Origin of the sequence: Streptomyces gilvosporeus (assembly GCF_002082195.1) — a bacterium.
Lineage (GTDB): Bacteria > Actinomycetota > Actinomycetes > Streptomycetales > Streptomycetaceae > Streptomyces > Streptomyces gilvosporeus.
Genome location: NZ_CP020569.1, coordinates 5,380,374 through 5,392,886, shown reverse-complemented (window position 1 = coordinate 5,392,886; position 12,513 = coordinate 5,380,374). Strand labels below are relative to the sequence as shown.

13 protein-coding genes are annotated in these 12,513 nt (G+C 71.1%); 7 read left to right on the top strand and 6 right to left on the bottom strand.

All coding sequences use genetic code 11. The annotated features are described in order from the left end of the window. Positions 1 to 80: 80 nt before the first annotated feature. From B1H19_RS24130 to B1H19_RS24105, 5 genes are all read right to left on the bottom strand, one after another. Positions 81 to 1,169 carry a S1C family serine protease gene (locus B1H19_RS24130; RefSeq protein WP_083106868.1) on the bottom strand — a complete coding sequence of 363 codons (1,089 nt, stop codon included), beginning with the start codon at positions 1,167 to 1,169 and terminating at the stop codon, positions 81 to 83. Positions 1,170 to 1,277: 108 nt separating this feature from the next. Beyond that, entirely contained in the window at positions 1,278 to 2,303 is a 1,026-nt protein-coding gene (locus B1H19_RS24125) for a LacI family DNA-binding transcriptional regulator (protein WP_083106867.1), read from the bottom strand. A 24-nt stretch (positions 2,304 to 2,327) separates the two neighbouring features. Further along, complete coding sequence (locus B1H19_RS24120) at positions 2,328 to 3,152, bottom strand: response regulator transcription factor (RefSeq protein WP_083106866.1); 825 nt, start codon at positions 3,150 to 3,152, stop codon at positions 2,328 to 2,330. Between the two features lie 606 nt (positions 3,153 to 3,758). Beyond that, complete coding sequence (locus B1H19_RS24110) at positions 3,759 to 5,747, bottom strand: ABC transporter ATP-binding protein (RefSeq protein WP_418361464.1); 1,989 nt, start codon at positions 5,745 to 5,747, stop codon at positions 3,759 to 3,761. Then, positions 5,744 to 7,477 (bottom strand): ABC transporter ATP-binding protein, encoded by a 1,734-nt coding sequence (locus B1H19_RS24105; protein ID WP_083106864.1) that lies wholly within the window; start codon positions 7,475 to 7,477, stop codon positions 5,744 to 5,746. Before B1H19_RS24105 ends, B1H19_RS24110 begins: the two co-directional genes overlap by 4 nt. 137 nt (positions 7,478 to 7,614) lie before the next feature. Here B1H19_RS24105 and B1H19_RS24100 point away from each other — a divergent pair, with 137 nt between their 5' ends. The 7 genes from B1H19_RS24100 (at position 7,615) to B1H19_RS24075 (ending at position 12,069) form a co-directional block, all read left to right on the top strand. After that, a complete protein-coding gene (locus B1H19_RS24100; RefSeq protein WP_237289494.1) occupies positions 7,615 to 7,878 on the top strand; it encodes a MoaD/ThiS family protein in 264 nt (87 codons plus the stop codon). A gap of 10 nt (positions 7,879 to 7,888) precedes the next feature. Further along, on the top strand, positions 7,889 to 9,055 hold the full coding sequence (locus B1H19_RS24095) for a hypothetical protein (RefSeq protein WP_083106862.1): 1,167 nt from the start codon (positions 7,889 to 7,891) through the stop codon (positions 9,053 to 9,055). A gap of 99 nt (positions 9,056 to 9,154) precedes the next feature. Beyond that, positions 9,155 to 9,853: an LmeA family phospholipid-binding protein gene (locus B1H19_RS24090; protein ID WP_083106861.1), complete on the top strand. Its 699-nt coding sequence runs from the start codon at positions 9,155 to 9,157 to the stop codon at positions 9,851 to 9,853. 283 nt (positions 9,854 to 10,136) lie between these two features. Beyond that, positions 10,137 to 10,244 carry a putative leader peptide gene (locus B1H19_RS40860; RefSeq protein WP_359112129.1) on the top strand — a complete coding sequence of 36 codons (108 nt, stop codon included), beginning with the start codon at positions 10,137 to 10,139 and terminating at the stop codon, positions 10,242 to 10,244. Positions 10,245 to 10,437: 193 nt separating this feature from the next. Then, positions 10,438 to 11,283, top strand: a complete 846-nt coding sequence (locus B1H19_RS24085) for a sulfurtransferase (protein WP_083106860.1) — start codon at positions 10,438 to 10,440, stop codon at positions 11,281 to 11,283. Positions 11,284 to 11,333: 50 nt separating this feature from the next. Beyond that, positions 11,334 to 11,621: a DUF1416 domain-containing protein gene (locus B1H19_RS24080; protein ID WP_016579053.1), complete on the top strand. Its 288-nt coding sequence runs from the start codon at positions 11,334 to 11,336 to the stop codon at positions 11,619 to 11,621. Positions 11,622 to 11,778: 157 nt separating this feature from the next. Further along, positions 11,779 to 12,069 (top strand): DUF3099 domain-containing protein, encoded by a 291-nt coding sequence (locus B1H19_RS24075; RefSeq protein ID WP_083106859.1) that lies wholly within the window; start codon positions 11,779 to 11,781, stop codon positions 12,067 to 12,069. Positions 12,070 to 12,084: 15 nt separating this feature from the next. On the opposite strand, the gene B1H19_RS24070 is transcribed toward B1H19_RS24075, so the two are convergent. Next, entirely contained in the window at positions 12,085 to 12,450 is a 366-nt protein-coding gene (locus B1H19_RS24070) for a DsrE family protein (RefSeq protein WP_083106858.1), read from the bottom strand. Between the last annotated feature and the right edge of the window lie 63 nt (positions 12,451 to 12,513).

The window sequence follows — 12,513 nt, the reverse complement described above, 5'->3', positions numbered from 1 at the left end:
GCACCTCCCCTGCCCTGGAGGCATGGGGAAGGATCGGCGGTCGGCACCTTACGGGCTGCCTTCAGCGTGACACGGCGGCGTCAGATGCGGCCGTTGCCGCCGCCACCGCTCCCCCCGTCGCGCAGCGAATCGAGATCGGCCTTGACGGTGTTGATCGGTATGGCGAAGCCCAGTCCGATGCTGCCCGCGCTGCTGCTGGAGGCCGAACTCGGCGAGTAGATCGCGGAGTTGATGCCGATGACCCGGCCCTGCATATCGATCAGCGCGCCGCCGGAGTTGCCCGGGTTGAGCGAGGCGTCGGTCTGGATGGCCTTGTACGAGGTCTTGGACGGGCCGGTGTCGCCGTTGTACTGGTTGCCGCCGAACTCGAACGGCCAGCCGTCACCCGGGTCCCGCTGCTGCCGGCCGCCCTCCTTGGGGACGGTGACATCGCGGTTGAGGGCGGAGACGATTCCGCTGGTCACGGAGCCGGTGAGGCCCTCGGGTGAACCGATGGCGACCACCCCGTCGCCTACCGCGATCCCGTTGGAGTCGCCGAGCGTGGCGGGGGTGAGGTTCTTGGCGCCGCCGACCCTGATCAGCGCCAGGTCCTTGTCGGGGTCGGTCCCCACGACCCGCGCGGCCTTCCGGCTGCCGTCGCTGAAGGTGACCTGGACCGCCTGAGCGCCGGACACCACATGGTTGTTGGTGATGATCTCGCCGCTGCGGGTGAGGACCACGCCGGAGCCGGTGGCCTCCCCGGACCCGGTCCGCGCCTTGATCTCCACTATCGCCGGGCTGACCGCCTTGGCCACGCCCGAGACCCCACTGCCGCTCTGCTTGCCCGCATTGACCAGCGGCGTACCGGCGCCGTCCGACTGCACCTGATGGGTGGCGCCGGCCAGCAGCGCCGCGCTCCCCCCGCCGATCAGACCGGATGCCAGCGCCACCGCCGCCAGCAGCGCAACGGGCCGGCGCGCGCGGCGGCGCGACCCGGGCTCGACGGACTCCGGCGCGTACGGGGGCGGCGGCGGAACGGCCTGCCCGTGCTCGCCGTACCCGTAGTCACCGCGCCCGTAGTCGCCGTGCTGGGGGTCGCGGGGCCCGTGCCCGCCCCCGTGGAAGTCGCCGTACGCATACGGCCGGTCCTGTGGCATGTCCTCGCCGCTTCGGCGGTAGCTGTCGGTCATGGCATCGACTGTGCGCCCGGTCCATGAGAACCGTCTGAGAACGTCCTGAGAGGCCCGACAGAAGTCGGTATGCCCGGCATAAGGACCGCCGGGCACCAGGCCCCGGGCTCAGCCCTGGCAGCCGCAGGACCGCCGCACCACCAGCCGCGACGGGAACTGCCGCAGCCGCTCGCGGCGCGAGCCGACCACCCGCAGCCCGTCGTCCAGGACGAGGTCCACCGCCGCCCGCGCCATCGCCTGACGGTCCGAGGCGACGGTGGTCAGCGGCGGATCGGTCAGCGCGGCTTCCTTCACATCGTCGAAGCCCGCGACGGCCAGCTCGCCCGGCACGTCGATCCGCAGCTCCCGGGCGGCCCGCAGCACCCCGATCGCCTGGTCGTCGGTCGCGCACATGATGGCCGGCGGCCGGTCCGGCCCGGCCAGCAGCTTCAGCGCGGTCTGGTAGGCGTCGTAGCGGTTGTAGGCGGCCTGGAAATAACGGCCCTCCGGCGTCTTCCCGGACTCCAGCATGGCCCGCCGCCAGCCCTCGACGTGGTCGGTGACCGGGTCGCCGGACTTGGGGGTCTCCTCCGTACCGCCGAGGAAGGCGACGTACGGATGGCCGTGCTCCAGCAGATGCCGGGTCGCCAGCTGCGCGCCCCAGACGTCGTCCGTCATGACGGCGACGTCGTCGATGGCATCCGGCCGCCGGTGCAGCAGCACCACGCGCGCATCCCAGGCGTCGATCTCGGCCGCGGCGTGCTCACTCGGCCCCTGGCTGATCAGGATCAGCCCGGCCACCCGCATCCCGAGGAAGGCGCGAAGATAGTGGGCCTCGCGCTCGTCCTCGTAGTTGGCGTTGCCGACCAGCACCATCTTGCCGCGCTCGGACGCGGCCCGTTCCACGGCGTGCGCCATCTCGGCGAAGAACGGCTGCCGGGTGTCCGGCACGATCAGACCTATGAGGTCGGTGCGACGCGAGGCCATCGCCTGCGCGACCCGGTCCGGCCGGTAGCCGAGCTCCTTGATCGCGGCGAGTACCCGCTCGCGCGTGGCCGGGGCGACCGGCCTTGGTCCGTTGTTGATGACGTAGCTGACCACGGCGGTGGACGTCCCCGCCAGCCTTGCCACATCATCCCGCGTCACCTTGGCCACGCGCGGCAGTCTACGCGGATGGTCCTACCGGGAGGCAGGTCGTCCGACAACGGTTTCGGCACGTGAGGCGGCGGACTTCCCGGAGCCGTCACCGTCGCGGCCGCCGGCCGGCCCGTCGTTCGCCGCCTTCGCGGCGCCCTCGGTCGCCTTCGCCTGGGCCTCCGCCGCCCGCTCCGGCTTCTCCGGCGTCACAAAGCGGTAGCCGACGTTACGGACCGTGCCGATCAGCGACTCGTGCTCGGGGCCGAGCTTGGCGCGCAGCCGCCGGACGTGCACATCGACCGTCCGCGTACCGCCGAAGTAGTCATAGCCCCACACCTCCTGGAGGAGCTGGGCGCGGGTGAAGACCCGGCCCGGGTGCTGCGCCAGATACTTCAGCAGCTCGAACTCCTTGAAGGTCAGGTCCAGGACCCGCCCCTTCAGCTTGGCGCTGTAGGTGGCCTCGTCCACCGACAGATCACCGTTGCGGATCTCCATCGGGCCGTCGTCCGTGGTGATCTGCTGGCGGCCCATGGCCAGCCGCAGCCGGGCCTCCACCTCGGCGGGACCGGCCGTGTCCAGCAGAACGTCGTCGATGCCCCAGTCGGCGGTGACGGCGGCCAGCCCGCCCTCGGTCACCACCAGCACCAGCGGGCAGCCGGGCCCCGTGGACCGCAGCAGCTGGCACAGGGACCGCACATGCGGCAGGTCGCGGCGGCCGTCGATCAGTATGACGTCGGCCCCGGGGGTGTCGATCAGGGCCGGGCCCTCGGCGGGGGCCACCCGCACGCTGTGCAGCAGCAGGCCCAGCGCCGGGAGCACCTCCGTCGACGGCTGGAGTGCATTAGTCAGCAGCAGAAGCGAACTCACCTCCGACCACCTACCCGGTTTCCGGCGCGATCCATCCTGTGCGGCCGCTCACGGTCCTGCCGCCCACTTCGCTTGCCCATTTCGTCTGGTTCCTCCTCGGTCCCGGCGACGGGGGGCACCATCCCGGCCCTACGGGCCTAAGAAAGCACGAAAGGACCCGGGGGCTACGCTGCCCGGATCCTTCTTGCCCAGCAGGATAGCTCAACGGGCGGCGGAATGGGTACGTCCTTGTGTTTCGTCGATCACGCTCCGCTGCGCTTTGCTTGGGCCCCACGTTGTCGGCCGTCCCGCCGTAGGGGTTTGCCGCCGTAGCGCCTGCGGCGGGCTGTGCCGCTGGCGCGGGGCTGTTCGGCAGCGGCACCGGCCCTACACGGCTCCGCCGCTACGGCCCGGCACCTCCCCGTTGGGGGTGGAAAAGGACGGTGGGGGTGGACCACCGCCTTTTCCCCTCCCACCGTCGGGAGGGGACGCACCGGAGGACGAAGTCCGCAGGGGCGGCACCGCGGCCGACACACAACCCCCGCCCGCCGCAGGCGCAACGGCGGGAAAGCCAAAACGTCGGCTCAGGCAAAGCGCAGCGGACGGGCAAAGCGCAGCGGACGGGCCTTAAACGGCGACCCCCGAGAACTGCGCCGCATAAAGCCGCGCATACGCGCCCTCGGCCGCCAGTAGCGCATCGTGTGTGCCTTGCTCGACGATCGCTCCGGACTCCATGACGAGGATGAGATCCGCGTCACGGATGGTGGACAGCCGGTGGGCGATGACGAAGCTCGTGCGGCCGGTGCGCAGCTGGGCCATCGCGTGCTGGATGAGGACCTCGGTGCGGGTGTCGACCGAGCTGGTGGCCTCGTCCAGGACGAGGATGGCCGGTTCGGCGAGGAACGCGCGGGCGATGGTGATCAGTTGCTTCTCGCCGACGGAGACGTTGGCGCCCTCTTCGTCGATGACGGTGTCGTAGCCCTCGGGGAGGGTGCGTACGAAGCGGTCGACGTGGGTGGCCTTGGCGGCCTCGATGACCTTGTCGAGGGAGGTGCCCTCCGGGGCGCCGTAGGCGATGTTCTCGGCGATGGTGCCGCCGAAGAGCCAGGTGTCCTGGAGGACCATGCCGATGTTGGCGCGCAGGTCCTCGCGGGACATTTCCGCGATGTCGACGCCGTCGAGGGTGATCCGGCCGCCGCGGACCTCGTAGAACCGCATCAGGAGGTTGACGAGGGTGGTCTTGCCGGCGCCGGTCGGGCCGACGATGGCGACGGTCTGGCCGGGGTGGACGGCCAGGGAGAGGCCCTCGATGAGGGGCCTGTCCTCGTCGTAGCGGAAGGAGACGTCCTCGAAGGCGACCCGGCCTTCGATGTGCTCGGGGTGCGCGGGGCGCTCGGCGTCGGGGTCCTGTTCCGTGGCGTCGAGGAGTTCGAAGACCCGCTCGGCGGAGGCGACGCCCGACTGGACGAGGTTGGCCATGGAGGCGACCTGGGTCAGCGGCTGGCTGAACTGGCGGGAGTACTGGATGAACGCCTGGACGTCGCCGATGGAGAGGGCGCCGGAGGCGACGCGGAGGCCGCCGACCACCGCCACCAGGACGTAGTTGAGGTTGCCGATGAACATCATCGCGGGCTGGATGATCCCGGAGATGAACTGGGCCTTGAACCCCGCGGCGTAGAGCGCCTCGTTCTGCTCGCGGAAGAGGGCGGCGGACTCCCGCTGCCGGCCGAAGACCTTGACCAGGCTGTGGCCGGTGTACATCTCCTCGATGTGCGCGTTGAGCTTGCCGGTGGTCTTCCACTGCTGGACGAACTGCGGCTGCGCCCGTTTGCCGATCTTCGTGGCGACCAGGACGGACAGCGGGACGGTCAGCACCGCGACCGCGGCCAGCAGCGGCGAGATCCAGAACATCATGGCCAGCACGCCGAGGATGGTCAGCAGCGACGTCACGATCTGGCTCATGGTCTGCTGGAGCGTCTGCTGGATGTTGTCGATGTCGTTGGTGGCGCGGGAGAGGACCTCACCGCGCTGCTGTTTGTCGAAGTAGGCGAGCGGCAGCCGGGCCAGCTTCTCCTCGACCTGCTCGCGCATCCGGAAGACGGTGCGCTGGACGACGCGGGTGGCGATACGGGCCTGGACGAAGCCGAAGAGGGAGGCCGTGGCGTAGAGCAGCGCCGTGGCCCCCAGGACCGTGCCGACCGTGCCGAAGTCGATGCCGTGGCCGGGCACGACCGGCATCGCGCCGAGCAGGTCGGCGAGGCCGCCCTGGCCGTGGGCGCGCAGCTGGGCCGCGGCCTGGGCCTTGGTCACTCCCTCGGGCAGTCGGCGGCCGATGATTCCGGCCACGATCAGGTCGGTGGCATGCCCGAGGACCTTGGGCGCCACCACGGTCAGCGCCACGCTCAGCACCCCGAGCCCCAGCCCGAGGCCGATGACGCCGCGCTCGGGCCTCATCTGGCGCAGCAGCCGCTTGCCGGAGCCCTTGAAGTCCATCGACTTCTCGGTGGGCTGGCCGCCCATCATCCGGCCGGGGCCCGGCATCGGGGCGGGGCCGCGCCGTGGGGCGGCCGTCGCCGGGGCCTCGGGGGCGGCCCCTTTTCTGTCCGCGGTGGTCACGCCGCCTCCTGCTCGGTGAGCTGGGAGAGCACGATCTCCCGGTACGTTTCGTTGCCGGCCATCAGCTCGGTATGGGTGCCGGTGCCGACGATCCGGCCCTCGTCCAGCACCACGATCCGGTCGGCGCCGCGGATGGTGGCGACCCGCTGGGCGACGATCACCACCGTCGCCCGGTCCGTCTCGCGGGCCAGCGCCGCCCGCAGCGCCGCGTCCGTGGCGTAGTCGAGCGCCGAGAAGGAGTCGTCGAAGAGGTAGACCTCCGGCTTGCGGACCAGCGCGCGGGCGATGGCGAGCCGCTGGCGCTGGCCGCCGGAGACATTGGAGCCGCCCTGCGCGACGGCGGCGTCCAGACCGCCCTCCATCCGCTCGACGAACTCCCGCGCCTGCGCGGTCTCCAGGGCGTGCCACAGCTCCTCGTCGGTGGCGTCCGGATTGCCGTAGCGCAGGTTGGTGGCCACCGTCCCGGAGAAGAGGTACGGCTTCTGGGGCACCAGCCCGATGGCCCGGGCCAGCGTCTCCTGATCGAGGGTGCGGACGTCCTCGCCGTCGACCAGGACCTGGCCGCCGGTGGCGTCGAAGAGGCGGGGGACCAGCCCGAGGAGGGTGGACTTGCCGCTGCCGGTCGAGTGGATGACGGCGGTGGTCTCGCCGGGGCGGGCGGTCAGCGAGATGTCCTTGAGGACCGGTTCCTCGGCGCCGGGGAAGCGGAACTCGACGCCGCGGAGCTCCAGTTCGCCGTGCCGGCGCAGTTCGGTGACGGGGTGCTGCGGCGGGACGACGCTGGTGTCCGTGCCGAGCACCTCCTGGATGCGTTCGGCGCAGACCTCGGCGCGCGGCAGCATCATCACCATGAACGTCGCCATCATGATCGACATCAGGATGTACATGAGGTAGGAGAGGAACGCCGTCAGCGCGCCGATCTGCATCCCGCCGCTGTCGATCCGCAGCCCGCCGAACCATACGACGGCCACGCTGGAGAGGTTCACGATGAGCATGACCAGCGGGAACATCATCGACATCAGCCGGCCGGCGCGCAGCGAGACATCGAAGAGATCGGTGTTGGCCCCGGCGAACCGCTCGCGTTCGTGCCGGTCGCGGACGAAGGCGCGGATGACGCGGATGCCGGTGATCTGCTCGCGCAGGACGCGGTTGACGGTGTCGATCCGGGTCTGCACCCCGCGGAAGAGCGGACGCATCCGGCGCACGATCAGTGAGACGAAGATCCCGAGGACCGGGACGATGACCAGCAGCGTCCCCGACAGCGTCACGTCCTGGTTCAGCGCCATCGCCACACCGCCGACGCACATGATCGGCGCCGAGACCATCATCGTGAACGTCATCAGCACCAGCATCTGGACCTGCTGGACGTCATTGGTGGTGCGGGTGATCAGCGACGGGGCGCCGAAGGTGCCCATTTCCCTGGCGGAGAAGGACTGCACCCGGTCGAAGACGGCGGCGCGGATGTCGCGGCCCAGCGCCATGGCCGTACGGGCGCCGAAATAGACGGCCACGACGGCGCAGACGATCTGGACCACGGTGACGGCGAGCATCAGGCCGCCCATGCGGAGGATGTAGCCCGTGTCGCCCCGGACGACACCGTTGTCGATGATGTCGGCGTTCAGGGTGGGGAGATAGAGATTGGCCAGGGTCTGTATCAGCTGGAGCAGAACGATCAGGGATATCGAACGCCTGTAGGGCCGCAGATGCGCCCGCGCGAGTCGGACCAACACGGATTGAGCCTAAGGGAAAAATTGCCTTCGGCAATCGAATTTCCGGTTTCGGGAGGCCCGCCCGAAAGCCCCGGCGGGACGGGGCCCGCCGCCGCGTACGCCATCATGGAGGCGGCAACGAAGGAGAAGGGGCCGTCGTGACAACAACAGGCACCGTGCGCTACTGGGCAGCGGCCAAGGCCGCGGCCGGTACGGCCGAGGAGCCGTACGCGGCGGGCACGCTCGCCGAGGCGCTGGAGGCGGCGCGCGCCGCACACGCCGCCAACCCGGAATTCGCACGCGTCCTGGTGCGCTGCTCCTTCCTGGTGAACGGCACCGCCGTCGGCACCCGTGACCACACGACGGTCGAACTGACCCAGGGCGGCACGGTCGAGGTCCTGCCCCCCTTCGCCGGAGGGTGAGCACACAGACATGAGCGACAACCAGCCGCAGTACCCCGGGCACCCCGGGTACGACCCCGCCGCGCAGCAGCAGCAACAGCAGTACGGATACGGCTACGGGCACGGCGGGCAGACCCCGCAGCCCCCTTACGGCCAGCAGGACGCGTACGGACACCAGGACGCGTACGGGCATCAGAACGCATACGGCCAGCAGGATGCGTACGGCCACCAGAACGCCTACGCCCCGCAGGACGCGTACGGCCAGGATGCCTACGGCCACCAGGACGCCTACGCCGCCCCGGCCCCCGCCGACCCGACGCACGTCCCCTCCCAGCCGCACCAGGTGACGCTGACGCCCGAGGAGCCGGCCGCCCGGCCGCATCCGCAGCCGGCCCGGCCGCACGCCGCCGCCCCCGCCGCCCCCGCGTCCCTCGCGCACCTGGCGCCGAATCAGCGCGCCCGCGCCGAGGGCCGCTCGCCGATCATCCCGCCGGGCATTCAGCCGGCCGCGCTGACCGCCGTCCTCGCCGTCCTGCTCGCGCTGACCGCGCCGCTGGCCCGCCCGGTGCTCGCCGTACCGGTCGTGCTGCTCCAGGCGGTCACCGCCGCGGGCTGGTTCCGGCTGAACGGCATGTGGCCCGCCCGGCAGGGCATTGCGCTGGCCTTCCTGGCCGGGCTGGCCACCGATGTCGCCCTGCTGGCCACCGACCGCTCGGAAGCCCCCGTGGTCGCCCTCGGCACGCTCGGCGTGTGGTGTGCGTTCGTCCTCGTCCTCCAGCTGCGCAACCGCAGCAGCGCCGACGAGCGGATGTACGCGCTGACCGCGGGCATCGCCTCGACCGCGCTCGCGGTGCTGGCCTCCGGCCATCTGGCCGCCGCCCCGCAGGCCGTCACGGTCGGCGGCGCCGCGGTCGCCCTGGCCACCCTCGCCCGTGCGCTGCCGCTGCCCTCTGTCGCCTCGGTGGCCGTCGCCCTGCTGGCGGCCGCGGGCGCCGGTATCGCGGCCGGCCAGCTGAACGGCTTCGGTACCGCCGGCGCGTTCCTGGGCCTGGCCGCCGGCGGCTGCGCCCTGATCGGCCTGCGCGTCGCCAGCTACGACTACCCCTCCCGTTTCGTGCACATGACAGCGGGCGTCGCCCTGCCCCTGGCTCTCGCCGCTCCTGCGGTCTACGTGCTGGGCCGGGCGCTGGGCCACTGACTCCTCGTTTAGGGTCGGCGGTGCGCAGACCGGCGGTCTGCGGCAATGGCACCGATGACATGGCCGGGGGTCCGGCCCTTGCGTGGGGGTAGTGGTTCGATGCGTGCACTGAAGGTGCTGCTGTCCATCGTCGTCATATTCGGCGTGCTGTTCGTGATCGGCGACCGCGTCGCGGTGAGTTACGCCGAGAGCATGGCCGCGGACAAGATCCGCAGCAGCCAGGGGCTGGAGAAGTCGCCCGAGGTGTCGATCAAGGGGTTCCCGTTCCTGACCCAGGTCGCCGGGCGCAGTCTGACGGAGGTGGACGCCGACCTCGGCGGGATGTCGGCCAGCGCCGACGGCCGCACGCTGCGGGTGGAGAAGCTCAGCGCGCAGTTCCACGACGTGGCGCTGGGCAGCGACTACACCTCCGTCCAGAGCGCCGCCTCGGCCACCGGCAGCGCCCGGATCTCGTACGCGGATCTGACCAAGGCGGCCGGCGGCGACGTCAAGATCAGCTACGCGGGCGAGAAGAACGGCCGCAGCCAGGTGAAGATCTCCCCGAACGTCCCGGTCCTCAACTCCCTGGAGGTGACCGGCTCGATCACCGTCTCCGGCAACACCGTCAGGCTGCGCGCCGACGAGATCCCGGCGATGTGCCGGGCCCTTCCCGCCTGCCAGTCCACCGTGCGCTCGCAGACCGACCACGTGTGGAAGCTGGACCAGCTGCCCGGCAACCTCAAGCTGGACAAGGTCGTGACCCGGCCGGACGGGATCTCCCTCACCGCCTCCGGCCACGATGTGAGGCTGCCCGGCTGACCGGCGTCCGCGGCATCCCGGTGCGGGCCGCCCCACCGGCCCGCACCGGCCGCACCGCCCCCCACACGATGACGCGCCGTCGGCCCGCCGCGCGCCAGGCACCCGACCCGTCCATTCACTGAGACGGCACCGTCCGCAGGCCAGACCCCCCACCGGCACTCCCCTTCCCCCGGCCCGCCCCGCCCCCCGGTCAGGCCCCTCTCGTCCCACATCACGGACAATCGCGTCTCACTATTTGAGGCACCGGTGACACGCCCGGCCGGGCCTCCCTACGATCGGTCCCATGCAGAGCGCATGGAGCGGTCTCCGTCCACGGAGACAAGCGGTACTGACGAAGCGGCGGGCAGTCGACCTGTGCCGCGTCGCCGCCATGCTCTGTCGCCCTGCCTGACGGGGCTTTCGCTCCCCGTTTCGCACGGGCTCGGCCCCTCGGGCCGGCCCTCGCCCGTCCCCGCGCAGCGCCGCGTGCCGCACCACTCCGTACTCATATCCCGTCAGACGGGGTGTAGCCACGCATATCCGGCCTACCCGCGGGCAAATCTGCCCCTGCACCGCCCCCCGCAACTGCCCCGGAGGAGAAGAACATGAGCCGTAGCGACGTCCTCGTAGACGCCGACTGGGTCGAGGCCCACCTCGAGGACCCGAAGGTCGTCCTGGTCGAGGTCGACGAGGACACCTCGGCCTACGACAAGAACCACATCAAGAACGCGGTCCGCATCGACTGGAAGAAGGACCTCCAGGACCCGGTGCGCCGTGACTTCGTCGACCAGGAGGGCTTCGAGAAGCTGCTCTCGGCGAAGGGCATCGCCAACGACGACACCGTCGTCCTCTACGGCGGCAACAACAACTGGTTCGCGTCCTACGCCTACTGGTACTTCAAGCTCTACGGCCACGACAGCGTCAAGCTGCTCGACGGCGGCCGCAAGAAGTGGGAGCTGGACTCGCGCGACCTGGTCGACGGCTCCGAGGTCCCCAACCGCCCGGCCACCACGTACCAGGCCAAGGCCCAGGACACCTCCATCCGTGCCTTCCGTGACGACGTCGTCGCCGCGATCGGCAGCCTGAACCTGGTCGACGTGCGCTCCCCCGACGAGTTCAGCGGCAAGCTGCTCGCCCCGGCGCACCTTCCGCAGGAGCAGTCGCAGCGCCCCGGCCACGTGCCCAGCGCCCGCAACATCCCGTGGTCGAAGAACGCCAACGACGACGGCACCTTCAAGTCGGACGACGAGCTCAAGGCCCTCTACCAGGAGGAGTCCGTCGACCTGGCGAAGGACACCATCGCGTACTGCCGGATCGGTGAGCGCTCCGCGCTGACCTGGTTCGTGCTGCACGAGCTGCTCGGCCAGACCAACGTCAAGAACTACGACGGTTCCTGGACCGAGTACGGCTCGCTGGTCGGCGTGCCGATCGAGCTCGGCGCCAACAAGTAATCCCGGCTCCGCCCCCCGGAGCTTCTCCCTTACCCCTCAAGGAAGTACCCATGTGTGGAGCACAGGCAGGCGGCCCCGACGCCTCGACCATCAAGCCCGGTGAGACCACGATCCAGGGCAGCGTGACCCGCGACGGCGAGCCCGTCACCGGTTACGTCCGCCTCCTGGACAGCACCGGTGAGTTCACCGCCGAGGTGCCCACCTCGGCGACCGGGCAGTTCCGGTTCTATGCGGCCGAGGGCACCTGGACGGTGCGCGCACTGGTTCCGGGCGGCACCGCCGACCGTACCGTCGTCGCCCAGAAGGGCGGCCTGGCGGAGGTCGCGATCGCGGTCTGAGACCGCGCCGTCTCGCGGACGGCACCTCCCGGCCCACGCCGGGAGGTGCCCCCAGGCCGGAGGGCCGCACCCCGGGGTTTGGACGCCTCGGCGGGGTGCGGCCCTCCGGCCTGTTGCCCGGCTTCTCAGCGCCCACGGGCGGATTTACCGTGGACTTATGGACGCGCACCGCCGGCTGTCGGCGCCGCAACGCCGTCATCGCAGGTACTTCGTCCTGATGGGCGTGTGCCTGGTGCTGTTCGTGCTGGCGTGGAGCGTGGTGCGGCTGTGGTCCGTACCGGCCGCGGTGGCGATGTGCGTCGTCGCCATGGTCATTCCGCCCGTCGCGGCGATCGTCGGCAACCGCCGGGAGCCCGGCGAGCGCTGGTGGGACGAGTCCGGCGACCCGGAGTCCGACCGCTGGTGGCGCGAGCTGGACGACCGGGACGACGAGCAGCACCCCCAGTGAGGCGCCGCGCGGCGCTCAGTACACCAGCGCCTGCACGCCCTCCGGCATGATCTCGCTGACGAAGACCTGGGCCCCCGCGATGCCCGCCTTGGCGATCAGGTCCTTCTGCTCGATGCCCCGCCGGGCCGCGCACTGCGTGCACACCGTGATCGACCCGCCGCCCGCGAGGATCCCGTCGATCAGCTCCGGCAGCGGCGCCGCATGCGGCAGCTCGAACTCGGCGGCCCGCCCCGGCAGCGCGAACCACGCCGACTCCCCGGTCAGCCACAGCGACACCTCGACGCCGCTGGCCACCGCCACCGCCGCCACCGTGAACGCCTGCGAGCACCGCTCGGGCGCATCCGCACCCGCCGTCACCTTGATCACGAGCTTCTTCGCCATGGGGCAAGACTAGGCCGCCCCCTGCACAGCAGACCCCGCGGCAGACCTCACAGCGCCACCGCC